The 24,066-nt window shown below is 52.3% G+C and carries 22 protein-coding genes; 12 read left to right on the plus strand and 10 right to left on the minus strand.

From position 1 onward, the window contains the following. Window positions 1-3 precede the first annotated feature (3 nt). From atpA to phoU, 11 genes are all read left to right on the plus strand, one after another. The gene (gene atpA, locus IB196_RS22355; protein WP_003827026.1) at window positions 4-1,545 is read left to right on the plus strand and encodes a F0F1 ATP synthase subunit alpha; all 1,542 of its coding nucleotides are present in this window, start codon (window positions 4-6) and stop codon (window positions 1,543-1,545) included. A gap of 50 nt (window positions 1,546-1,595) precedes the next feature. After that, window positions 1,596-2,459, plus strand: a complete 864-nt coding sequence (gene atpG, locus IB196_RS22360; RefSeq protein WP_005121458.1) for a F0F1 ATP synthase subunit gamma — start codon at window positions 1,596-1,598, stop codon at window positions 2,457-2,459. Window positions 2,460-2,485: 26 nt separating this feature from the next. After that, window positions 2,486-3,868 (plus strand): F0F1 ATP synthase subunit beta, encoded by a 1,383-nt coding sequence (gene atpD / locus IB196_RS22365; RefSeq protein WP_005121459.1) that lies wholly within the window; start codon window positions 2,486-2,488, stop codon window positions 3,866-3,868. Window positions 3,869-3,888: 20 nt separating this feature from the next. Next, window positions 3,889-4,308 carry a F0F1 ATP synthase subunit epsilon gene (locus tag IB196_RS22370; protein ID WP_005121460.1) on the plus strand — a complete coding sequence of 140 codons (420 nt, stop codon included), beginning with the start codon at window positions 3,889-3,891 and terminating at the stop codon, window positions 4,306-4,308. Window positions 4,309-4,957: 649 nt separating this feature from the next. After that, window positions 4,958-6,328, plus strand: a complete 1,371-nt coding sequence (gene glmU, locus IB196_RS22375; protein WP_155021738.1) for a bifunctional UDP-N-acetylglucosamine diphosphorylase/glucosamine-1-phosphate N-acetyltransferase GlmU — start codon at window positions 4,958-4,960, stop codon at window positions 6,326-6,328. Window positions 6,329-6,674: 346 nt separating this feature from the next. After that, window positions 6,675-8,504 carry a glutamine--fructose-6-phosphate transaminase (isomerizing) gene (glmS, locus tag IB196_RS22380; RefSeq protein ID WP_188231934.1) on the plus strand — a complete coding sequence of 610 codons (1,830 nt, stop codon included), beginning with the start codon at window positions 6,675-6,677 and terminating at the stop codon, window positions 8,502-8,504. Window positions 8,505-8,838: 334 nt separating this feature from the next. Next, the gene (gene pstS / locus IB196_RS22385) at window positions 8,839-9,879 is read left to right on the plus strand and encodes a phosphate ABC transporter substrate-binding protein PstS (RefSeq protein ID WP_188231935.1); all 1,041 of its coding nucleotides are present in this window, start codon (window positions 8,839-8,841) and stop codon (window positions 9,877-9,879) included. Between the two features lie 144 nt (window positions 9,880-10,023). Further along, the gene (gene pstC, locus IB196_RS22390; protein WP_005121465.1) at window positions 10,024-10,983 is read left to right on the plus strand and encodes a phosphate ABC transporter permease PstC; all 960 of its coding nucleotides are present in this window, start codon (window positions 10,024-10,026) and stop codon (window positions 10,981-10,983) included. Next, on the plus strand, window positions 10,983-11,873 hold the full coding sequence (gene pstA, locus IB196_RS22395) for a phosphate ABC transporter permease PstA (protein ID WP_005121466.1): 891 nt from the start codon (window positions 10,983-10,985) through the stop codon (window positions 11,871-11,873). The genes pstC and pstA overlap by 1 nt, the downstream gene beginning before the upstream one ends. 112 nt (window positions 11,874-11,985) lie before the next feature. After that, complete coding sequence (gene pstB / locus IB196_RS22400) at window positions 11,986-12,759, plus strand: phosphate ABC transporter ATP-binding protein PstB (protein ID WP_003023821.1); 774 nt, start codon at window positions 11,986-11,988, stop codon at window positions 12,757-12,759. 14 nt (window positions 12,760-12,773) lie between these two features. Next, on the plus strand, window positions 12,774-13,499 hold the full coding sequence (gene phoU / locus IB196_RS22405; RefSeq protein ID WP_003023824.1) for a phosphate signaling complex protein PhoU: 726 nt from the start codon (window positions 12,774-12,776) through the stop codon (window positions 13,497-13,499). Between the two features lie 84 nt (window positions 13,500-13,583). On the opposite strand, the gene yieH is transcribed toward phoU, so the two are convergent. Beyond that, window positions 13,584-14,249: a 6-phosphogluconate phosphatase gene (gene yieH, locus IB196_RS22410; protein ID WP_188231936.1), complete on the minus strand. Its 666-nt coding sequence runs from the start codon at window positions 14,247-14,249 to the stop codon at window positions 13,584-13,586. Window positions 14,250-14,416: 167 nt separating this feature from the next. Here yieH and adeP point away from each other — a divergent pair, with 167 nt between their 5' ends. Continuing rightward, on the plus strand, window positions 14,417-15,754 hold the full coding sequence (adeP, locus tag IB196_RS22415) for an adenine permease AdeP (protein WP_188231937.1): 1,338 nt from the start codon (window positions 14,417-14,419) through the stop codon (window positions 15,752-15,754). A 54-nt stretch (window positions 15,755-15,808) separates the two neighbouring features. On the opposite strand, the gene IB196_RS22420 is transcribed toward adeP, so the two are convergent. The 9 genes from IB196_RS22420 to rpmH form a co-directional block, all read right to left on the minus strand. Next, on the minus strand, window positions 15,809-16,375 hold the full coding sequence (locus IB196_RS22420; protein WP_003827046.1) for an NADPH-dependent FMN reductase: 567 nt from the start codon (window positions 16,373-16,375) through the stop codon (window positions 15,809-15,811). A gap of 30 nt (window positions 16,376-16,405) precedes the next feature. Next, window positions 16,406-17,152, minus strand: coding sequence for a 4'-phosphopantetheinyl transferase superfamily protein (locus IB196_RS22425; RefSeq protein WP_040231494.1), 747 nt, complete (start codon window positions 17,150-17,152; stop codon window positions 16,406-16,408). A gap of 166 nt (window positions 17,153-17,318) precedes the next feature. Beyond that, the gene (gene yidZ / locus IB196_RS22430; RefSeq protein ID WP_040231496.1) at window positions 17,319-18,278 is read right to left on the minus strand and encodes an HTH-type transcriptional regulator YidZ; all 960 of its coding nucleotides are present in this window, start codon (window positions 18,276-18,278) and stop codon (window positions 17,319-17,321) included. Next, on the minus strand, window positions 18,247-19,428 hold the full coding sequence (locus IB196_RS22435) for an MFS transporter (RefSeq protein WP_040231497.1): 1,182 nt from the start codon (window positions 19,426-19,428) through the stop codon (window positions 18,247-18,249). Before IB196_RS22435 ends, yidZ begins: the two co-directional genes overlap by 32 nt. A gap of 174 nt (window positions 19,429-19,602) precedes the next feature. Next, window positions 19,603-20,967 (minus strand): tRNA uridine-5-carboxymethylaminomethyl(34) synthesis GTPase MnmE, encoded by a 1,365-nt coding sequence (gene mnmE, locus IB196_RS22440; RefSeq protein WP_188231938.1) that lies wholly within the window; start codon window positions 20,965-20,967, stop codon window positions 19,603-19,605. Window positions 20,968-21,072: 105 nt separating this feature from the next. Further along, window positions 21,073-22,719 carry a membrane protein insertase YidC gene (gene yidC, locus IB196_RS22445; RefSeq protein ID WP_188231939.1) on the minus strand — a complete coding sequence of 549 codons (1,647 nt, stop codon included), beginning with the start codon at window positions 22,717-22,719 and terminating at the stop codon, window positions 21,073-21,075. A gap of 2 nt (window positions 22,720-22,721) precedes the next feature. Beyond that, on the minus strand, window positions 22,722-22,979 hold the full coding sequence (gene yidD / locus IB196_RS22450; protein ID WP_188231940.1) for a membrane protein insertion efficiency factor YidD: 258 nt from the start codon (window positions 22,977-22,979) through the stop codon (window positions 22,722-22,724). Beyond that, complete coding sequence (rnpA, locus tag IB196_RS22455; protein ID WP_003844432.1) at window positions 22,943-23,302, minus strand: ribonuclease P protein component; 360 nt, start codon at window positions 23,300-23,302, stop codon at window positions 22,943-22,945. Before rnpA ends, yidD begins: the two co-directional genes overlap by 37 nt. A gap of 17 nt (window positions 23,303-23,319) precedes the next feature. After that, window positions 23,320-23,460, minus strand: coding sequence for a 50S ribosomal protein L34 (gene rpmH, locus IB196_RS22460; protein WP_003023858.1), 141 nt, complete (start codon window positions 23,458-23,460; stop codon window positions 23,320-23,322). Window positions 23,461-24,066 lie beyond the last annotated feature (606 nt).

Here is a 24,066-nt window from a genome sequence, read left to right on the forward strand (position 1 = left end):
AGCATGCAACTGAATTCCACCGAAATCAGCGAACTGATCAAGCAGCGCATTGCTCAGTTCAGTGTTGTGAGTGAAGCTCACAACGAAGGTACTATTGTTTCTGTAAGTGACGGTGTTATCCGCATCCACGGTCTTGCTGACTGTATGCAGGGGGAAATGATCTCTCTGCCGGGTAACCGTTACGCTATCGCACTGAACCTGGAGCGCGACTCTGTAGGTGCAGTTGTGATGGGTCCATACGCTGACCTCGCCGAAGGCATGAAGGTTAAGTGTACGGGGCGTATTCTGGAAGTTCCGGTTGGCCGTGGCCTGCTGGGTCGTGTGGTGAACACTCTGGGTTCCCCTATTGACGGTAAAGGTCCGGTTGATAACGATGGCTTCTCGCCAATCGAAGTTATCGCACCAGGCGTAATCGAACGTCAGTCCGTCGACCAGCCAGTACAGACCGGTTATAAATCTGTTGATGCCATGATCCCAATCGGTCGTGGCCAGCGTGAGCTGATCATCGGTGACCGTCAGACAGGTAAAACCGCGATGGCAATCGATGCCATCATCAACCAGCGTGATTCCGGCATCAAATGTGTGTACGTGGCTATCGGCCAGAAAGCGTCCACCATTTCTAACGTGGTTCGTAAACTGGAAGAACACGGCGCACTGTCCAACACCATCGTTGTTGTGGCGACCGCGTCTGAATCTGCTGCACTGCAATATCTGGCACCTTATGCTGGTTGCGCAATGGGCGAATACTTCCGTGACCGCGGTGAAGATGCACTGATCGTTTATGATGACCTGTCCAAACAGGCTGTTGCTTACCGTCAGGTTTCCCTGCTGCTCCGTCGTCCACCAGGACGTGAAGCATTCCCAGGCGACGTATTTTACCTCCACTCCCGTCTGCTGGAACGCGCATCCCGCGTTAACGCGGAATACGTTGAGAAATTCACCAATGGTGAAGTTAAAGGTAAAACCGGCTCCCTGACCGCTCTGCCGATTATCGAAACCCAGGCGGGTGACGTTTCTGCGTTCGTTCCGACCAACGTAATTTCCATTACCGATGGTCAGATCTTCCTGGAAACCAACCTGTTCAACTCCGGTATTCGTCCGGCAGTTAACCCGGGTATCTCCGTATCTCGTGTAGGTGGCGCAGCGCAGACCAAGATCATCAAGAAACTGTCCGGTGGTATTCGTACCGCACTGGCGCAGTATCGTGAACTGGCAGCGTTTTCTCAGTTCGCTTCCGACCTTGACGAAGCTACGCGTAAGCAGCTGAGCCACGGCCAGAAAGTAACGGAACTGCTGAAGCAGAAACAGTATGCCCCAATGTCTGTTGCACAGCAGGGTGTGGTGCTGTTTGCGGCTGAACGCGGTTACCTCGAAGATGTGGAACTGGCGAAAATCGGTAGCTTCGAAGCCGCTCTGCTGGCTTACGTTGACCGTGATCACGCTCCGCTGATGCAAGAGATTAACCAGTCCGGTGGCTATAACGATGAAATCGAAGGCAAGCTGAAAGCTATCCTCGATTCCTTCAAAGCAACCCAGTCCTGGTAACGTCTGGCGGTCTGTCTTAGGACGGACCGCAAGGCATTGAGGAGAAGCTCATGGCCGGCGCAAAAGAGATACGTAGTAAGATCGCAAGCGTCCAGAACACGCAGAAGATCACTAAAGCGATGGAGATGGTCGCCGCTTCCAAAATGCGTAAATCGCAGGATCGCATGGCGGCCAGCCGTCCTTATGCAGAGACCATGCGCAAAGTGATTGGTCACCTTGCGAATGGTAATCTGGAATATAAGCACCCTTACCTGGAAGAACGCGACGTTAAGCGCGTGGGCTACCTGGTGGTGTCGACCGACCGTGGTCTGTGCGGTGGCTTGAACATTAACCTGTTTAAAAAGCTGCTGGCGGATATGAAAACATGGTCCGATAAAGGCGTTCAGTGCGACATCGCAATGATCGGCTCTAAGGGCGTGTCTTTCTTTAATTCCGTAGGCGGTAACGTGGTTGCTCAGGTAACCGGTATGGGGGATAACCCTTCCCTGTCCGAACTGATCGGCCCGGTTAAAGTGATGCTGCAGGCCTACGATGAAGGTCGTCTGGACAGACTGTACGTTGTCAGCAACAAATTTATTAACACCATGTCTCAGGTTCCGACTCTCACTCAGCTGCTGCCTTTACCGGCTTCAGAAGATGAAGAGTTAAAACAAAAAGCCTGGGATTACCTGTATGAACCAGACCCGAAACCGCTGCTGGATACCCTGCTGCGTCGTTACGTTGAATCTCAGGTTTATCAGGGCGTGGTAGAAAACCTGGCCAGCGAGCAGGCCGCACGTATGGTGGCGATGAAAGCCGCGACCGACAATGGCGGCAGCCTGATTAAAGAGCTGCAGTTGGTATACAACAAAGCTCGTCAGGCCAGCATTACTCAGGAACTCACCGAAATCGTCGGTGGTGCATCCGCGGTATAACCAGGTTAATTCGTAGAGGATTCAAGATGGCTACTGGAAAAATTGTCCAGGTAATCGGCGCCGTGGTTGACGTCGAATTCCCTCAGGATGCCGTACCGCGCGTGTACGATGCTCTTGAGGTTATGAATGGTAAAGAGAGCCTGGTGCTGGAAGTTCAGCAGCAGCTCGGCGGCGGTATCGTACGTACCATCGCAATGGGTTCTTCCGACGGTCTGCGTCGTGGTCTGGAAGTTAAAGACCTCGAGCACCCGATCGAAGTCCCGGTAGGTAAAGCAACTCTGGGTCGTATCATGAACGTTCTGGGTCACCCGATCGACATGAAAGGCGATATCGGTGAAGAAGAGCGTTGGGCTATCCACCGCGCAGCACCTACCTATGAAGAGCTGTCCAGCTCTCAGGAACTGCTGGAAACCGGCATCAAAGTTATCGACCTGATGTGTCCGTTCGCTAAGGGCGGTAAAGTTGGTCTGTTCGGTGGTGCGGGTGTAGGTAAAACCGTAAACATGATGGAGCTTATTCGTAACATCGCGATCGAGCACTCCGGTTACTCTGTGTTTGCGGGTGTAGGTGAACGTACTCGTGAGGGTAACGACTTCTACCACGAAATGACCGACTCCAACGTTCTGGATAAAGTATCCCTGGTTTATGGCCAGATGAACGAGCCGCCGGGAAACCGTCTGCGCGTTGCGCTGACCGGTCTGACCATGGCTGAGAAATTCCGTGACGAAGGTCGTGACGTACTGCTGTTCGTCGATAACATCTATCGTTACACCCTGGCCGGAACGGAAGTATCCGCACTGCTGGGTCGTATGCCATCAGCGGTAGGCTACCAGCCGACCCTGGCGGAAGAGATGGGTGTTCTGCAGGAACGTATCACCTCTACCAAAACCGGTTCTATCACCTCCGTTCAGGCGGTATACGTACCTGCGGATGACTTGACTGACCCATCCCCAGCCACCACCTTTGCTCACTTAGATGCAACCGTGGTACTGAGCCGTCAGATCGCATCCCTGGGTATCTACCCGGCCGTTGACCCGCTGGACTCCACCAGCCGTCAGCTGGATCCGCTGGTTGTTGGTCAGGAACACTATGACACTGCGCGTGGCGTACAGTCCCTGCTGCAGCGTTATCAGGAACTGAAAGACATCATCGCCATCCTGGGTATGGATGAACTGTCTGAAGAAGATAAACTGGTGGTAGCTCGTGCGCGTAAGATCCAGCGCTTCCTGTCCCAGCCGTTCTTCGTTGCGGAAGTATTCACCGGTTCTCCGGGCAAATACGTTTCCCTGAAAGACACCATCCGTGGCTTTAAAGGCATCATGGAAGGCGAATACGACCACCTGCCAGAGCAGGCGTTCTACATGGTTGGTTCTATCGACGAAGCCGTAGAAAAAGCCAAAAAACTTTAACGCCTTAATCGGAGGGTGATATGGCAATGACTTACCACCTGGACGTCGTCAGTGCAGAGCAACAAATGTTCTCTGGTCTGGTCGAAAAAATCCAGGTAACGGGTAGTGAAGGTGAACTGGGTATTTTCCCGGGTCACGCACCGCTGCTCACCGCCATTAAGCCTGGTATGATCCGCATCGTTAAACAGTTCGGTCATGAAGAGTTTATCTATCTGTCTGGCGGCATTCTTGAAGTGCAGCCTGGCAACGTGACCGTACTGGCTGATACCGCGATTCGCGGGCAGGATCTCGATGAAGCGAGAGCCCTGGAAGCGAAACGTAAGGCTGAAGAGCATATTAAGAGCTCTCATGGTGACGTGGATTACGCTCAGGCATCTGCGGAACTGGCCAAAGCGATCGCGAAACTGCGCGTTATCGAGTTGACCAAAAAAGCGATGTAACACCGGCTTGAAAAGCACAAAAGCCAGTCTGGTTTCCAGGCTGGCTTTTTTTTGTTTTTTTGCATGAACATTTAAAGTGAAAGCTGTTTTGTGATTTAGATCATAAAAATATTGATTGGTTAAAAAATGCGGCGTAGACTCTTTTTATGTGATTTAGATCACATAATGAATTCAGATAAAAAGAGACGCCAACATGAAATTACTCAATAAAATCATCGCCATGTTCAGCAATATGAGCTTTTAGCCTTTACCTGCCCGTCCTGTGGCGCGATGCTTGATAGGGTTTATCAGTCAGCGCCACTTGTTGTTATAACTCCCCTTCCCCTACTCTTCTCCCTCAACTTTTTATTTTCGCGTACGCATTTTCGGTTTCTCACTGAATCACATAAATAAAATCGGACTTTGCATGTGTAACTCTTTATTCATGCGGCAAAAAAATAGCAAAAACATTAACCTAAGGCTTTAATAAGAGCATGCTCCTGGTTTTTGGGAGACAAAAGGCGCCGATATAGTCGAAAATAGTGAGTTAATAGTTAGGGATTCCCCCCTATTGAACGTTTTATCTTCGGCCCATTTCATGATGAAAAAAATGTAGTATTTTCAATGTTAAAGGGTATAAATTCGTTCTCAAATGACAGTCAGGATGTGTATGTTGAATAATGCTATGAGCGTCGTGATCCTTGCCGCAGGCAAAGGTACACGTATGTATTCCGATCTTCCTAAAGTGCTGCACACTCTCGCAGGAAAAGCGATGGTGCAGCATGTTATTGATGCCGCTAATGAATTAGGCGCAACTCATGTACACCTGGTCTACGGGCACGGTGGTGATTTGCTCAAGCAGACGCTAAAAGATGGCAATCTGAACTGGGTTCTGCAGGCAGAGCAGTTGGGAACCGGCCATGCTATGCAGCAGGCTGCACCGTTCTTTGGTGATGACGAAGACATTTTAATGCTATATGGCGATGTACCGTTAATCTCCACCGAAACGTTACGCCGCCTGCGCAATGCTAAACCTCAGGGTGGTATTGGCTTATTAACAGTAAAACTGGACGACCCAACCGGCTATGGGCGCATTACGCGTGATAACGGCAAAGTTACTGGCATCGTTGAGCATAAAGATGCGACCGACGAACAACGCCAGATCCAGGAAATTAACACCGGCATCCTGATTGCCAATGGCGCTGATATGAAGCGCTGGTTGTCTAAACTAACCAACAATAATGTGCAGGGTGAATATTACATCACCGATATCATTGCGATGGCGTACCAGGAAGGTCGTGAAATTGCTGCGGTACATCCGGCACGTATTAGCGAAACCGAAGGGGTGAATAACCGTCTTCAGTTATCCCGTCTTGAACGTGTCTATCAGTCCGAACAAGCAGAGAAACTGCTGTTAGCAGGCGTTATGTTGCGTGATCCGGCACGTTTTGATCTTCGCGGTTCGCTCATTCACGGGCGCGATGTTGAAATTGATACTAACGTTATCATTGAAGGCAACGTAACCCTTGGCGATCGCGTCAAGATTGGTACTGGCTGCGTTATCAAAAATAGCGTAATTGGCGATGGCTGTGAGCTTAGCCCGTACAGCGTGGTGGAAGATGCCCATCTGGAAGCAGCCTGTACTATCGGGCCTTTTGCGCGTCTGCGCCCAGGCGCTGAGCTGCTGGAAGGCGCACACGTGGGTAACTTCGTCGAAATGAAAAAAGCGCGTCTGGGTAAAGGTTCTAAAGCCGGTCATCTGACCTATCTGGGCGATGCTGAAATTGGCGATAACGTGAACATCGGCGCGGGTACGATCACCTGCAATTACGATGGCGCTAATAAATTTAAAACCATTATTGGTGATGATGTGTTTGTGGGTTCGGATACTCAACTGGTGGCGCCTGTCACCGTGGGTAAAGGCGCGACGATCGCCGCTGGAACCACAGTGACGCGTAATATCGCTGATAACGAACTGGTATTAAGCCGTGTACCTCAGGTCCATAAACAGGGCTGGCAGCGTCCGGTGAAGAAGAAGTAAGTGATTTTTGCCGGATGGCGGCCTACGTGCGGTGACGTTCTGTAGGCCTGATAAGCGTAAGCGCCATCAGGCAGACAAGAGATGAGGGGATAACATAATCCTCCGCTCAACAAGCAGTACCATAAAAATAACCCCACTCTCTACAAGGCTCGGGGCGCCCGGAAAGGGTATTACCCAAAGTATTTCGCGCTGTAGCAAGGCGGCAAGCTTGGGAATCTACGGGAGCTTACTAAAGTAAGTGACCGTAGTGAGCAAGCGTAGCCAACGTAGCTACGGAGTGAAAGACGAAGGGGAAACAGGTCAGCGACAACGACAGGCACAATGCCTAAATTCGGAATCAAAAAATATGTGTGGAATTGTTGGCGCTATCGCGCAGCGTGATGTAGCTGAAATCCTTCTCGAAGGTTTACGTCGTCTGGAATATCGTGGTTATGACTCAGCCGGTCTGGCTGTTGTTGATGCTGAAGGTAACATGACCCGTCTGCGTCGTCTGGGTAAAGTGCAGATGCTGACTGCTGCTGCGGAAGAACATCCGTTGCATGGTGGTACAGGTATCGCTCACACCCGCTGGGCGACACACGGTGAACCTTCAGAAGCGAACGCGCATCCCCATGTTTCTGAACACATTGTTGTGGTGCATAACGGCATCATTGAAAACCATGAACCACTGCGTGAGCTGTTGAAAACGCGTGGCTATACCTTTGTTTCTGAAACCGACACCGAAGTGATTGCTCACCTGGTGCACTGGGAACTGGAACAGGGTGGAACGCTGCGTGAAGCCGTGCTGCGTACTATTCCGCAGCTGCGCGGTGCCTACGGCACAGTGATCATGGATACCCGTAACCCAGAAACTCTGCTGGCGGCCCGTTCTGGTAGCCCGATGGTGATTGGTCTGGGTATGGGCGAAAACTTCATCGCTTCCGATCAGCTGGCGCTGCTGCCGGTAACCCGTCGCTTCATCTTCCTGGAAGAGGGTGACATCGCGGAAGTGACTCGTCGTTCTGTCTCTATTTTCGACAAGTCTGGCGCAGAAGTGAAACGTCAGGATATCGAATCGAATCTGCAGTATGACGCGGGCGAAAAAGGTATTTATCGCCACTACATGCAGAAAGAGATCTACGAACAGCCGAACGCGATTAAAAATACGCTGACCGGGCGCATTAGCCACGGTGAAGTGGATTTAAGCGAGCTGGGGTCGCGTGCCAACGAACTGCTGTCTCAGGTTGAGCATATCCAGATTATCGCCTGCGGTACGTCTTACAACTCCGGTATGGTGTCCCGCTACTGGTTTGAATCGCTGGCGGGTATTCCTTGTGATGTCGAAATCGCTTCCGAATTCCGCTATCGCAAATCTGCCGTGCGTCGTAACAGTCTGATGATTACCCTGTCCCAATCCGGTGAAACGGCAGATACCCTGGCGGGTCTGCGCTTATCTAAAGAGCTGGGCTATCTGGGGTCACTGGCAATCTGTAACGTACCGGGCTCTTCTCTGGTGCGTGAATCTGATCTGGCGATGATGACCAATGCCGGGACCGAAATCGGCGTGGCCTCCACGAAAGCCTTTACCACCCAACTGACTGTTCTGTTAATGCTGGTGGCGAAGCTGTCTCGTCTGAAAGGTCTGGATGCGTCTATTGAACAAGAGATTGTTCACGGGTTACAGGCGCTGCCGAGCCGTATTGAGCAGATGCTGTCACAGGACAAGCGTATTGCCGCGCTGGCGGAAGACTTCTCTGACAAACACCATGCACTGTTCCTTGGTCGTGGCGATCAGTACCCCATTGCGCTGGAAGGCGCCCTGAAGCTGAAAGAGATTTCTTATATTCACGCAGAAGCGTATGCCGCTGGTGAGCTGAAGCACGGCCCGCTGGCGCTGATTGACGCGGATATGCCGGTTATCGTGGTTGCACCGAACAACGAGTTGCTGGAAAAACTGAAATCCAACATTGAAGAAGTGCGTGCTCGTGGCGGCCAGTTGTATGTCTTCGCTGATCAGGATGCAGGTTTTATCAGTAATGAAAATATGCACATCATCGAGATGCCGCATGTGGAAGAGGTGATTGCACCGATCTTCTATACCGTTCCGCTGCAACTGCTGGCGTATCACGTGGCGCTGATTAAAGGTACTGACGTGGACCAGCCGCGTAACCTGGCGAAGTCGGTTACCGTGGAATAAGCGATACCTCGCTGAACTGAAAATGCCCTGCTCAAAGCGGGGCATTTTTTTAAACCTGTTCTGTTTTTAATCAATTATCCCGCCTGTTTTATGTGACAAACCGTCATCTTCAGCTACTGTTTTCAGTGTCATAAAAAGAAAATTTTGCCGAAATATAATTGTTATATAATCGATTAAGTTACTGTTTTTATACAATTTTTAATTGTTTTTCGCGCATTATTTTTCATTGTCATAAAACTGTCATATTTCGTACATTTAACTGTCACCTGTTTGTCCTATTTTGCTCACAGTAGCAACTCAAACAACAATTTACGAAAACCGTGCAGGAGACATTATGAAAGTTATGCGTACCACTGTCGCAACTGTTGTCGCCGCGACCTTATCTATGAGCGCGTTCTCTGCCTTTGCTGCAGCGAGCCTGACAGGTGCTGGTGCAACTTTTCCTGCGCCAGTGTATGCCAAATGGGCTGATACCTATCAGAAAGAAACCGGTAGCAAAGTAAACTACCAGGGTATCGGCTCCTCCGGTGGTGTAAAACAAATTACGGCCAATACCGTTGATTTCGGCGCTTCTGATGCACCGCTGTCTGACGAAAAACTGGCGCAAGAAGGTCTGTTCCAGTTCCCGACAGTGATCGGCGGTGTGGTGCTGGCGGTGAATATCCCTGGCCTGAAGTCCGGTGAGCTGGTGCTTGACGGTAAAACCCTGGGCGATATCTACCTCGGCAAAATTAAGAAGTGGGATGATGAAGCCATCACCAAACTGAACCCGGGTCTGAAGCTGCCTTCTCAGAACATTGCCGTTGTGCGTCGTGCAGATGGTTCCGGTACCTCCTTCGTCTTCACCAGCTACCTGGCGAAAGTGAACGAAGAGTGGAAATCTAAAATTGGCGCAGGCTCTACTGTGAACTGGCCGACCGGTCTGGGCGGTAAGGGTAATGACGGTATCGCTGCGTTCGTACAGCGTCTGCCAGGCTCTATCGGCTACGTTGAGTACGCTTATGCTAAGCAGAACAACCTGGCATACACCAAACTGGTTTCTGCTGATGGCAAACCGGTAAGCCCGACCGAAGAAAACTTTGCTAATGCAGCGAAAGGCGCTGACTGGAGCAAAACCTTCGCTCAGGATCTGACTAACCAGAAAGGTGACAATGCGTGGCCAATCACTTCCACCACCTTCATCCTGGTGCATAAAGAGCAGAAGAAACCAGAGCAAGGCGTTGAAGTACTGAAATTCTTTGACTGGGCGTACAAAAATGGCGGCAAACAGGCTAACGACCTGGATTACGCCAGCCTGCCAGACAGCGTGGTTGAGCAGGTTCGTGCTGCATGGAAGACCAACGTGAAAGACAGCAGCGGTAAAGCGCTGTACTAATAGAATATCTTTAACGAGTTGGCGGATGGCGCTACGCTTATCCGCCCTACGGTTTCGACTGTAGGCCCGCTTTGTAGGCCGGATAAGCGTAGCGCCATCCGGCATGGGCAACTTCGTAAACGCGTTTAACTTAAAGAGTGATTTATGGCTGCAACCAAGCCTGCTTTTAACCCACCGGGTAAAAAGGGTGACATGATATTCAGCGCGCTGGTAAAACTGGCAGCGCTGATTGTGCTATTGATGTTGGGTGGCATTATTGTCTCTCTGATCATCTCCTCCTGGCCAAGCATCCAGAAATTTGGTTTCTCATTCCTTTGGACCAAAGACTGGGATGCGCCAAATGATATCTACGGCGCATTGGTTCCGATTTACGGTACGCTGGTTACCTCATTTATCGCACTGCTGATCGCCGTTCCGGTGAGTTTTGGCATTGCTTTGTTCCTGACGGAACTTGCTCCTGGCTGGCTGAGACGTCCGCTGGGTATCGCTATTGAACTGCTGGCGGCGATCCCGAGTATCGTTTACGGCATGTGGGGCCTGTTTATCTTTGCCCCGCTGTTTGCGACGTATTTCCAGGAGCCGGTCGGTAATATTCTTTCCAACATTCCGTTTGTTGGCGCACTGTTTGCTGGCCCGGCATTTGGTATCGGTATTCTGGCGGCTGGCGTGATCCTCGCCATCATGATCATCCCATACATTGCGGCGGTGATGCGTGATGTGTTCGAACAAACTCCGGTACTGATGAAAGAGTCAGCCTACGGTATTGGCTGTACTACCTGGGAAGTTATCTGGCGTATCGTTCTGCCGTTCACTAAAAATGGTGTCATTGGCGGCGTAATGCTGGGTCTGGGTCGCGCGCTGGGTGAAACCATGGCGGTGACCTTTATCATCGGTAACACCTACCAACTCGACAGCGCATCGCTGTATATGCCGGGCAACAGTATCACCTCTGCGCTGGCGAATGAATTTGCTGAAGCGGAATCAGGGCTGCACGTTGCCGCGTTGATGGAGCTGGGTCTGATTCTGTTTGTGATCACCTTCATCGTACTGGCTGCGTCTAAGTTCATGATTATGCGCCTTGCGAAAAACGAGGGGGCACGCTAATGGCTACGCTGGAAATGCAAAACACCGCTCAGCTTGCGGAATCCCGCCGTAAAATGCAGGCGCGTCGTCGTCTGAAGAACCGCATCGCGCTGACGCTCTCGATGGCGACGATGGCGTTCGGTCTGTTCTGGCTGATCTGGATCCTGATGTCCACGATCACCCGCGGTATTGACGGTATGTCACTGGCACTGTTCACCGAAATGACCCCGCCGCCGAATACCGCGGGTGGTGGTCTGGCGAACGCGCTCGCCGGGAGTGGGCTGTTGATTCTATGGGCGACCATCTTTGGTACGCCGCTCGGTATTATGGCGGGCATCTACCTGGCGGAATATGGGCGTAAGTCATGGCTGGCTGAAGTCATCCGCTTTATCAACGATATCCTGCTGTCTGCACCATCGATTGTGGTCGGTCTGTTCGTCTACACCATCGTGGTGGCAAAAATGGAACACTTCTCCGGCTGGGCGGGTGTGATTGCGCTGGCGCTGCTGCAGGTACCTATCGTTATTCGTACCACTGAGAACATGCTCAAGCTGGTGCCGGATAGCCTGCGAGAAGCCGCCTATGCGTTGGGTACACCAAAGTGGAAGATGATTTCCGCGATCACCCTGAAGGCGTCTGTGTCGGGCATTATTACCGGTATTCTGCTGGCAATTGCCCGTATCGCCGGTGAAACGGCTCCGCTGCTGTTTACGTCGCTCTCCAACCAGTTCTGGAGCACTGACATGATGCAGCCAATCGCCAACCTGCCGGTTACTATCTTTAAGTTTGCGATGAGCCCATTTGCTGAATGGCAGCAACTGGCCTGGGCCGGGGTACTGATTATTACCCTGTGCGTACTGCTGCTGAACATTCTGGCGCGCGTCATTTTCGCGAAGAAGAAACACGGTTAAGTTTTGATACCTTGCCGGATGGCGGTGTAAACGCCTTATCCGGCCTACGGATTGAACTATATGTAGGCCTGATAAGCGAAGCGTCATCAGGCATGATGAGGAAGAGATTGAGATGAGTATGGTTGATACTGCCCCGGGTAAAATTCAGGTTCGTGATTTGAACTTCTACTATGGAAAATTCCATGCCCTGAAGAACATCAACCTGGATATCGCGAAAAACCAGGTAACGGCGTTTATCGGGCCGTCAGGCTGTGGTAAATCGACGCTGCTGCGTACCTTCAACAAAATGTTTGAACTGTACCCGGAGCAGCGTGCGGAAGGTGAAATCCTGCTGGATGGTGACAATATTCTCACCAACACCCAGGATATCGCACTGCTGCGTGCCAAAGTTGGCATGGTGTTCCAGAAGCCGACGCCGTTCCCAATGTCTATCTACGACAATATCGCGTTTGGCGTGCGTCTGTTTGAGAAGCTTTCCCGTGCCGATATGGACGAGCGTGTACAGTGGGCATTGACCAAGGCCGCACTGTGGAACGAAACCAAAGATAAATTACACCAGAGTGGGTACTCTCTCTCCGGTGGTCAGCAGCAGCGTTTGTGTATTGCGCGTGGTATCGCCATTCGCCCGGAAGTGCTACTGCTTGATGAGCCATGTTCAGCGCTCGACCCGATTTCTACCGGGCGTATTGAAGAGCTGATCACTGAGCTGAAAGAAGATTACACCGTTGTTATCGTTACCCACAACATGCAGCAGGCTGCGCGTTGTTCCGATCACACGGCATTTATGTACCTGGGCGAGTTGATTGAGTTCAGTAATACGGACGATCTGTTCACCAAGCCCGCGAAGAAACAAACTGAAGATTACATCACCGGTCGTTACGGCTGATTCAGGAGCTTGTTGTGGATAACCTTAATCTTAATAAACATATTTCCGGCCAGTTCAACGCAGAGCTGGAAAGCATCCGTACCCAGGTGATGACCATGGGTGGCATGGTCGAGCAGCAGCTTTCTGATGCGATTACCGCCATGCACAATCAGGACAGTGAGCTGGCGAAGCGCGTCATTGAAGGCGATAAGAACGTCAATATGATGGAAGTGGCGATCGACGAAGCCTGCGTGCGTATCATCGCCAAGCGTCAACCTACCGCCAGCGACCTGCGTCTGGTGATGGCGATTATCAAAACTATCGCCGAGCTGGAACGTATTGGCGACGTGGCGGACAAAATTTGCCGCACTGCGCTGGAGAAGTTCTCGCAACAGCATCAGCCGCTGCTGGTAAGTCTGGAATCGCTGGGCCGTCACACCGTACAAATGCTGCATGACGTGCTGGACGCGTTTGCGCGTATGGATCTCGACGAAGCGGTACGTATTTATCGCGAAGATAAGAAAGTTGACCAGGAATATGAAGGCATCGTGCGTCAGCTGATGACCTACATGATGGAAGACCCGCGTACCATTCCAAGCGTACTGACCGCGCTGTTCTGCGCACGTTCCATCGAGCGTATCGGTGACCGCTGCCAGAATATCTGCGAATACATCTTCTATTTCGTGAAGGGGCAGGACTTCCGTCACGTGGGCGGTGATGAGCTGGATAAACTGCTGGCGGGCAAAGACCCGAAAGAGTGATAAAAACGTAGAAAGTAGGCCGGATAAGCGTTAGCGCCATCCGGCAATTGCCCGGTGGCGCAAGCTTACCGGGCCTACAAAAAATTACCGGGTAATATCCCAACCTCGCGCCTTCCACAATTCCGGTAACTGCGCCAGAGCGGTAAAGGTCGTGACCTTTGGGTTTTCGATCGGTTTGTTATGCGGATCGGCACAGAAGTAGAACACTTCCATCCCGGCGGCAATTCCCGCCTGCGCGCCTGCGCTGGAATCATCAACCAGAATGCAGTTCTCAACGTTAACGTCCATGGCTTTTGCCGCATGGAACATCAGGGCCGGATCGGGCTTCCAGCGTTGGATATCGTAGCCGCTGAACAGTAAATCAGGAAAATGGTGCAACATGCCCAGCTTACCCAGCGAATGCTGCATTTTGCTGACCGGACCGTTAGACACCACGCACATTGGCACAGCCATGCTGTCCAGCAGCGTGTTCGCACCAGCAATGACTTCCAGCTCGGTATCGAACAGACGTGCGACCTCAGCGCGGTAAACCGGTTCTAGCTCGGCTTTTGCCAGTTCGACACCGTGTTCTTCGTTAATAATGTCGATGATTTCGTAGAGCTTTACCCCCTTGAAGCGTTTAAACGTCTCTTCAAGATCGAGCGTAATGCCGAACGCCTGGAACATGCTGACATACGCGCGAGAACAAATTACTTCACTGTCGACAAGGGTACCGTCACAGTCAAAAAATACGGCTTCTATCTGGGACATGTCATTTCCATTTTAACAAGTTTAACGTTTTCGTAATGCATAATGGGGGGACGCAATCGTTGCCGTATAAGCAAAATCAATGAAAAAAGTTGCTCATAACCCAACCCTATTGTCGCATTTTGGTATAGGATAGCGACGAATTTTCCCTCCTTGTTCGGAAATTGATAATGAGCCAACAACACACAACCCAGGTTTCTGGCCAGGGGATGCTGGAACGCGTGTTCAAACTGCGCGAACATGGCACGACGGCACGGACCGAAGTGATCGCCGGTTTAACCACCTTCCTGACGATGGTGTATATCGTTTTTGTTAACCCGCAAATTCTTGGCGTGGCTGGCATGGATACCAGCGCCGTCTTTGTTACCACCTGCCTTATTGCTGCCTTTGGTAGCATCCTGATGGGGCTATTTGCTAACCTGCCGGTCGCACTTGCGCCTGCTATGGGCCTGAACGCGTTCTTCGCCTTCGTGGTCGTTGGCGCGATGGGTCTGTCATGGCAGATCGGTATGGGCGCTATTTTCTGGGGCGCGATAGGTCTGCTGCTGCTGACCATTTTCCGCGTACGTTACTGGATGATTGCCAATATCCCGGTCAGTCTGCGCGTGGGCATCACCAGTGGTATCGGCCTGTTCATCGGCATGATGGGGCTGAAAAATGCCGGTGTTATTGTTGCGAACAAAGACACGCTGGTTTCCATTGGTAACCTGACGTCCCATAGCGTGCTGCTGGGTATTCTGGGCTTCTTTATCATCGCGATTCTGGCATCACGCAACATTCACGCGGCAGTGCTGATCTCCATCATTGTGACCACGCTGTTGGGCTGGATGCTGGGCGATGTCCATTACAATGGGATCGTCTCCGCACCGCCGAGCGTGATGTCGGTTATCGGGCATGTTGACCTGGCCGGTTCGTTTAACATTGGCCTTGCGGGCGTGATTTTCTCGTTCATGCTGGTTAACCTGTTTGACTCCTCCGGTACGTTGATTGGCGTCACGGATAAAGCCGGTCTGGCGGACGCGAAGGGCAAGTTCCCACGCATGAAGCAGGCGTTGTATGTGGATAGTGTGTCCTCTGTTACCGGCGCGTTTATAGGTACGTCTTCTGTTACTGCCTATATTGAGTCTTCTTCCGGGGTGTCGGTTGGTGGCCGTACAGGCCTGACTGCAGTCGTCGTTGGCCTGCTGTTCCTGCTGGTTATCTTCCTGTCGCCGCTGGCGGGAATGGTGCCGGGATATGCTGCCGCAGGTGCGCTGATTTACGTTGGTGTCCTGATGACATCAAGCCTGTCGCGCGTTAAGTGGGATGATCTGACTGAGGCTGTTCCGGCGTTTATTACCGCTGTGATGATGCCGTTTAGCTTCTCCATCACTGAAGGCATCGCGCTGGGCTTTATTTCCTACTGCGTGATGAAAATTGGTACCGGACGTTTCCGCGATCTCAGCCCGTGCGTCATTGTTGTCGCGCTGCTGTTTGTACTGAAGATTGTGTTTATCGACGCGCATTAAAATATCGGTCTGGACAACGGCCCGCCAGGCATCGTTGCTGGCGGGCTTTTTCTTTTAGGCTTTCACGCGCTGAATGTAGTCGCCAAATGCAGTCAGCTGGCCGGTCAGATGGTCCAGCGTGCTTTGGTCGATCACTTCGCCGGTCTGCGGGTCCACTTTATTCTGAATAACGCCGCCCATAAACTCTGGCTTGTTCATTACCATCGCGTCGAGAAACACCAGGATTTGACGCAGATGGTACTGGCAGCGCGCGCCGCCAATGGCACCCATGGAGCTTGTCTGGATCAGCACCGGTTTGCCGGATAATGGCTGATCGGGCAGGCGAGACAGCCAGTCGATGGCGTTCTTCAGTCCGCCCGGAACAGAATAGTTATATTCAGGTGTGACGATAACGACGCCGTCAGCCTTCCTGATTTGTTCCGCCAGCGCTTCTACACTTGCCGGAAAACCCTCTTCCTGCTGGAGGTCGGCATCGTACAGAGGAATATCCCCAATCGACGGTAACGCATTCACTTCCATCCCCGCGGGGGCAATTTTTGGCAGCGTACGGGCAACCATTCCATTAAACGAACCCTTGCGCAGGCTCCCCAGTAACGTAACAACATTCAATGTTTCAGACATGGTTACTCCTGTTTCATCATGAAGGTTAAATCAAAGCGTATGGCTCTTCGCTGCGGATAATTGTGAAAACCGGATCAGGCGACCCGTTGGCTCATTCGCGCGGGTCTGGATATCAGGCAAGCTTTTCCAGTCCTGTTTACCATCAAACTCCCAAACCTTGAGTTTTTCAATGGTTGGCGTGACCGCGACCGACCACACCAGTACATCTTCGGCATCGCAAATGGCTTCTATCTGCGTAACGTGAGCACATCTCAGACGGCCCGCACCCGGTAACAACTGGAGTTCACGTGGATCGTCATTGCACACGTCGCCAGTGAGCTTGAGAACGCTCTGGCGTAACGTAATGAGCTGCGCACGCGCTTCATTGGGGTCGTTTTGATTATTGATCCACAGGTTTTCGTTACTGGAAAAGCGGTAGGTTTCTGTGGCATTCGGGGTATGGAACCCGCGGGTCACTCGCTGAAGCTCCATATCCAGGCCGCATGAACCTTCTGTGGTAAGCGCGACGCCAACGATGTTCCCGGCATAGGAAATCGAAAAGCCTGGCAGGTTTTTATCGCGAAAAACGGGCTTACCTTTCGCCTCGGTAACAATCTCAGGCAATGTGCTGGTGCCGTAAAGCATAAACATCAGTTCAGCGAGAAGGCTTCGGGAGGCCAGAAAGCGTGTTCGGCGGTGAGTGGGTAGATTTCTTACTTCAAAATGACATGGAGTCGGGAGACGAACTGAAACCAGGTGTCCCTCCGTTAGAATCCCTCTGGCAAAATGTGTCGCCATTTTTCGCTCCGTGATTAATGGTCCGTGATTATTATCAGAGTAACATTTACGCGGCTTCCAGGCAGGCTTTACTGCCCAAAAAGTAAACGGAATCGGGATACATTACGCGACATTTACATTTCCACCGCCAGGGAGGTCAATAAAACAACAATATAGCAAAGGATCTTCATGACATCTCGCGATAGAGTGCCTTGATCGTCTCTTTCAGCCAGACGATCTTAGGATTGTGGCTGTTGCGTTTATGCCAAAGTAGGGTGAATGGGACGCGCATTTTTTCCAGTTGCGCAGCATCAAAAGGCATTGGACGTGCCACGAGCGGAAGTTGGTGGAGTTGATTATAACGCTGACAATAGACCGGGGCGGTGGCTATCAATGCGTGATCGGGCTGCGCGGCCATAAACAGCGACTGCTCAAAGCCCGGCAGACACAATGCGATGTTACGCGCACGCCCCATCTCCTGAAGCACATCGTCCAGCGCCCAGGTGTCGCTCTGCTCCCAGCTAATGCTGATATGGGGATAGTGCAGGAATGTTTCCAGGCTCCACTCTTCTCGTAACGCCGGATGATCTTCGCGCAGCCAGACGCAGGGGAGATCGGAAAACAGCACTTCATGGTCGATCGATAACGGTAGCAGACTCAGCAATTCACGCGAGCGTGGGTGACTTTCACGTCCGGTAAAGCCGATATCCACCTCGCCACGGATAATGGCGTCCAGCGAATCGTAATCCCAGTTACGCACTTTGATCGAGGCTTGTGGATAACGCTGGTAGATCTGTTGGGAGAGCGCGTTAAACATGATCATCACCAGCGGCGTTTCAGCCACTAAATCAAACTTCAGCCCACGTGGTGCTTCATGGTGTGGCTTATCGAGCAATTGATTGCCCATTTGCATCCACTCCGCCAGGTTCTGCTCCATGCTGACCATCAGCGGCGTTGGCGTCAGCCCAAGCGGGGTATTCACAAACAGCGGATCGTCAAACCAGGTTCGCAGCTTCGACAACGACTTGCTGACCGCCGACGGCGTGACGTTCATCCGTTTGGCGGTTTTGGTGACGCTGCGCTCCTGCATCAGGAGCTGCAGGCAGAGCAGTAAATTAAGATCGAGACTGCTGAGGGATTTCTTCATGAGTTGGTGTGGACCGGTTTGGTGCAACAGTGATAATCAGCATGATACTCACTATGCTACAGCCAATCAGAATCCCGATCAGCATATTCAGCGCGTCGAGACCGAGGATGGCAGCCAACCAAATCCATAGCGATGAACCGCAAACCTGCGCTATGCCTAACGCCGAGCTTGCCACACCCGCACGCAGCGAGAACGGCCCCAGTGCCTGACTCATGGCGACGCCGAAACCGACCGAGAATCCGGCACAGATTAACGTCAACCCGAACAACGTTACCGCGTGCGTACTGGCAAGGATTAACACGATGCCCGCAGCCAGGAACAAAACCTGTGAAGTCAGCATCAGGATGCGGGGTTTAAAAATACTCAGGGCGAATGGTGTAGAGAAAGAGACCGTCATACTGATGCCTGCGGTCATGGCCATGGTAGTGGCGTACTCGCCGCGGTCGAAGCCCATCACTTCCATCAGCAGCACCGGAGACGTATTCACGAAGGTCAGGATCACCGACACGCTGAGGGTGGTAATGGCCAGACGGCTCAGGAAAAAACGGTTCACCAGCGACTCTGCGCGATGATCGCTCTGCGTAGAGGTCGAGAGCGTCGCTGGGCGCGATTCTCGCAGGACAAACACCGACAGCAGGCAAACAGCCACACCCATTCCCATCATCGTGTAGAACAGGCTCTGCCACGGGTATTTGAGCATAATCAGGTGCCCCATCACCGGCGCCAGCACCGGCACGATGCAGGTGATACCGTTCAACAGCGACAAAACCTTCGCCCGGCGGCGATCGTCGAGCGTATCGCGCAGGATGGCGAAAGCCACCACATAGCAACAGCCAGCGCCTACGCCCTGAATAAAGCGGCCTACCAGGAACGGCGTACCGCTCTCGGCGAACGAACACAGCGACGAGGCGACAATAAAAATGAGGGCCCCGACAATGGCGACCGGTTTACGACCCGACTGGTCAGCAATTTTTCCGGCGAACAACATTGCTGTCGCCATCCCTGCCAGGTAGACCGAAAACGCGATATGCAACTGAGCCTCGCTGGCTTGTAAATCGGCAGCAATACGGGGCAATCCCACCAGATACATATCAATACCGGCGGGATAGAGAAGAACCAGGGCAAAACTGCAGATTAGAAAGCGTGTCATAGCGACCTCATGAGAAATGTGGCGCTAAGCATACGGGTAGAGAGTTAACTACACGAGTTGCCATTTGGACAACAGTGATTTCCTGTGAGGAAAACACTGTTGCCCGGTGGCGCTACGCTTACCGAGCCTACGTGTCGAGTAGGCCGGATAAGGCATAGCCGCCATCCGGCAAAACTATTTACCAATACAGAAACTGGAGAAAATACGACCCAGCAGATCGTCGGAGGTAAATTCCCCGGTGATCTCACTGAGGTTCTGCTGCGCCAGACGCAGCTCCTCCGCCAGCAGTTCTCCGGCCCATGCGCCTAATAGCTGCGCTTTGCCCTGCTGAAGATGCTCCGCCGCTTCAGCCAGTGCCTGCAAATGACGGCGACGCGCCAGGAAGCCGCCTTCCATATTGGTTTCAAAGCCCATGCTCTGTTTGAGATGGTTGCGCAGTACGTCAACACCTTCACCGGTTCGTGCGGAGAGGCGAACCAGTGAGTGGCCATTTACTTCGCTAAGACCCAGCGTTTCACCCGTGATATCCGCTTTGTTACGCACCACGGTAATTGGCAATTTGGCTGGCAGACGAGCAATAAAGTCAGGCCAGATGTCTGCCGGGTCAACGGCGTCGGTGGTGGTGCCATCAACCATAAACAGTACGCGGTCGGCTTGTTCAATTTCCTGCCAGGCGCGTTCAATACCAATGCGTTCAACTTCATCGCTGGCATCGCGCAGACCGGCAGTGTCGATGATGTGCAACGGCATACCGTCGATATGAATATGCTCTCGCAGCACGTCGCGAGTCGTCCCCGCAATGTCGGTCACAATAGCAGCCTCACGGCCTGCCAGCGCGTTCAGCAGGCTCGATTTCCCGGCGTTAGGGCGACCGGCAATGACTACCTTCATCCCTTCGCGCAGCAGGCTGCCCTGACGCGCTTCGGCACGCACGGCATCAAGATCGGCCATCACGCTATTGAGCTGGGCTTCAATCTTGCCGTCAGACAGGAAGTCGATTTCTTCATCCGGGAAGTCGATCGCCGCTTCCACATAGATACGCAGGTGAGTGAGTGCTTCCACAAGATGATTTACCCGTGCGGAAAATGCGCCCTGCAACGAGTTCAATGCCGAGCGAGCGGCTTGCTCTGAGCTGGCGTCGATCAGGTCGGCAATTGCCTCTGCCTGAGCCAGATCGAGCTTATCATTGAGAAACGCGCGCTCGGAGAATTCACCTGGTCTGGCAATGCGCAGCCCGGGAATCGTCAGAATACGTTTGAGCAGCAGATCAAGAATCACCGGGCCGCCGTGACCCTGAAGCTCTAAAACGTCTTCACCGGTAAAGGAGTTCGGGCCGGGGAACCACAGGGCAATCCCCTGATCCAGCGCGCTGCCATCCGCGTCTTTAAACGGCAGATAGTCGGCATAACGCGGTTTTGGCAGTTTCCCCAGTACGGTTTCTGCGACCTCGCTCGCCTTCAGGCCGGAGATACGCAGGATACCCACGCCACCACGTCCCGGTGGGGTGGCCTGAGCGACGATGGTGTCGTTATGGCTCATGGTTTGTCTCTTCTTAATGCAATAAAAAAGGCGGTCTAATGACCGCCCTTTACGTTATGTTCCGTGTGCCGGATGGCGGCTTCGCCTAATCCGGCCTACACCGAATCAGGAGTTTTTCTTCTCGCGGCTATGCAGGCCACGTTTCTCCAGACCACGGTAAATCAGCTGCTGCTGAATAATGGTTACCAGGTTGCTGACGATATAGTACAGCACCAGACCTGACGGGAACCACAGGAAGAACACGGTGAAGATGACCGGCATGAAGGTCATGATCTTCTGCTGCATCGGGTCGGTCACGGTGGTCGGAGACATCTTCTGAATGAAGAACATCGTCACGCCCATCAGGATCGGCAGGATGTAGTACGGATCCTGTGCAGACAGGTCATGGATCCACAGCGCGAACGGCGCATGACGCAGTTCAATGGAGCCCATCAGCATGTAGTACAACGCCAGGAAGATTGGCATCTGGATGATCAGCGGGAAGCAGCCGCCCAGCGGGTTAACCTTCTCAGCTTTGTACAGGGCCATCATTTCCTGGCTCTGACGCTGTTTGTCATCGCCCAGACGCTCACGCATTGCCTGAATCTTCGGCTGCAGCATACGCATCTTCGCCATGGAGGTGTACTGCGCTTTGGTCAGCGGGTACATGATGCCACGAACGATAAAGGTGATAACGATGATGGAGAAGCCCCAGTTACCCAGGAAGCTATGGATCCATTTCAGCAGTTTGAACAGCGGCTGAGAGATGAACCACAACCAGCCGTAATCCACGGTCAGATCCAGGTGCGGTGCAACGGCCGCCATTTTATCCTGAATTTCTGGGCCGACCCACAGGGTGCTGGTCATCGCGCCAGTCTGGCCAGGCTGTACCAATACCGGCTGTGATTTATAGCCGATAGCGGCAATGCCGTTACCCAGATTTGCGGTATAGAAGTTATTGGTGCCGTCGTTACGCGGAACCCATGCCGTAGCGAAATACTGTTGCAGCATTGCAACCCAGCCGTCTTTAGCGTTGACGTTCAGGTTTTCGTTTTCAGCAATGGTGTCGAATTTGTATTTCTCATACTTCTCATCAGGCGTGGAGTACGCCGCGCCACGGAAGGTGTGCAGCGCAAAATTGCTGCTTCCGGTATCGCGATGAGATGGCAGATTGATGGATTGCTTCAGCTGACCAAAGGTGGAGACTTCCAGCGGTTTCTCGCCGGCGTTCTGCACGCTGTAGTTAACGCTTACCGCATACTCACCACGCTTAAGGATAAACGTTTTGGTAAACGTGTTGCCAGCGGCGTCAGTATAGGTCATCGGGATCTGCAGTTCATTCTGACCGTCAGCCAGTACAAAAGCGTCTTGGTCGACGTTGTACAGCGGACGCGGGCCGTTAGCCGGGTTATCCGGGCCGTCACGACCGGTCAGGCCACTCTGTGCCTGATAGATGAACTGTGGCGTGGTTTCCAGTAACTGGAACGGTTCGGTAGAACCGAGTTCTTTCGGGTAAGCTGGCAGTGAAGCCTGTTCCACATCACCACCACGGGTGTTGATGGTCAGATCAAGCACGTCAGTTTTAACCGTAATCAGTTTCCCCTGGCCACTGGCCGGTACGCCCTGGTCTGCGGCGCTACCCGCTGCGGTGGTCGTTGTCTGCGTGGTCTGTTGGGCCTGAGGTTGCGGGTTTTTATCCTGCTCCCAGGCTTGCCAGATCATGAAAGACACGAACAGCAAAGCGATGACTAAAAGATTGCGTTGCGAATCCATCGTTAGTGTTCTCTGGTATCAAATGGTCCGGGCGGGACGGGATCGTCACCACCAGGGTGTAAAGGGTGGCATTTTAATACGCGTTTCATCGTCAACCAACTGCCTTTTATCACTCCAAACCTGCGCAATGCCTCAATTCCGTAGCTCGAACAGGTTGGAGTGAAACGGCAATGCGGCCCAAGCAGCGGACTGATCAGGCGTTGATAGACCCGAATGAGGGCTATCAGGACCCGCGAGCCAGGCGACAATGGCGACGCCATAATTTTTCCAACGCTTCCGAGAGAGCACGGTTATCGAGGTCAGCAACCCCTTTTTTCGCCACCACCACGAAATCCATTGCTGGAAGCTCGTGCTGACGTAAACGGAAGCTTTCACGTGTCAGACGTTTAATCCGATTGCGTTCATGCGCACGTTTAACATTTTTCTTGGCGACGGTAAGACCGATACGGGGATGCCCCAGCGAATTCAGGCGGCCGAGGATGGTGATTTGCGGCGTGCCAGCCCGTTGTGGCTGCTGGAAGACGAATGTGAAATGAGTGGGAGTTAACAAACGTAACTCCCTGGGAAATGCGAGCTTAACCACTCAGGGGCTAGCTTTTATTACTTAGAAACGGTCAGACGAGAACGGCCTTTAGCACGACGACGTGCCAGAACCTGACGACCATTTTTATTAGCCATACGAGCACGGAAGCCGTGAGAACGGTTGCGCTTCAGTACAGACGGTTGAAAAGTGCGTTTCATGGCGATTTCTACCTAAACTTGAATAAATTCACTGACTTTTGCGTATACCCGAACGAGTTTCGAACGACTTACGCCACAGTGTGGGTGATTAAAGAGGCCGGATTGTAATAATTGTACACTCCGGAGTCAATTCTCTTTCCTTATTTCCCGCTTTTTTCCGCACGGTTTCGCGTAAAAAACAGGCAGCGTTGACGCCGTGAGGCGACCGTTACTCGCTGGGGGTAAGAATTATACGGGCTGGTGGATAAAGCGCAAGGATCGCTCGGGATCTTTATTAGATCGTTTAAGCAGTAAAGCATCTTTACTCATTAATTTTTTCAATATGCGCGCGAAAACCTGCAGCACTTCTCCAGGATCGTTTACACTTAGCCGATTCTGGATCATCCTGTGGATAAATCGGGAAGAATCTGTGAGAAACAGAAGATCTCTTTCTCAGTTTACGCTATGATCCGCGGTCCCGATCGTTTTAATGGATCCTGATCGGGTAAAAATTGCAGATAGCAATTCGCACGTCACCCTTTGCATAGGGTCTTGTCGATGTGCGTCAACAATCATGAATGTTTCAGCCTTTGTCATTTATCGACTTTTGTTCGAGTGGAGTCCGCC

Origin of the sequence: Citrobacter sp. C6_1 (assembly GCF_014596835.2) — a bacterium.
GTDB lineage: Bacteria > Pseudomonadota > Gammaproteobacteria > Enterobacterales > Enterobacteriaceae > Citrobacter > Citrobacter pasteurii.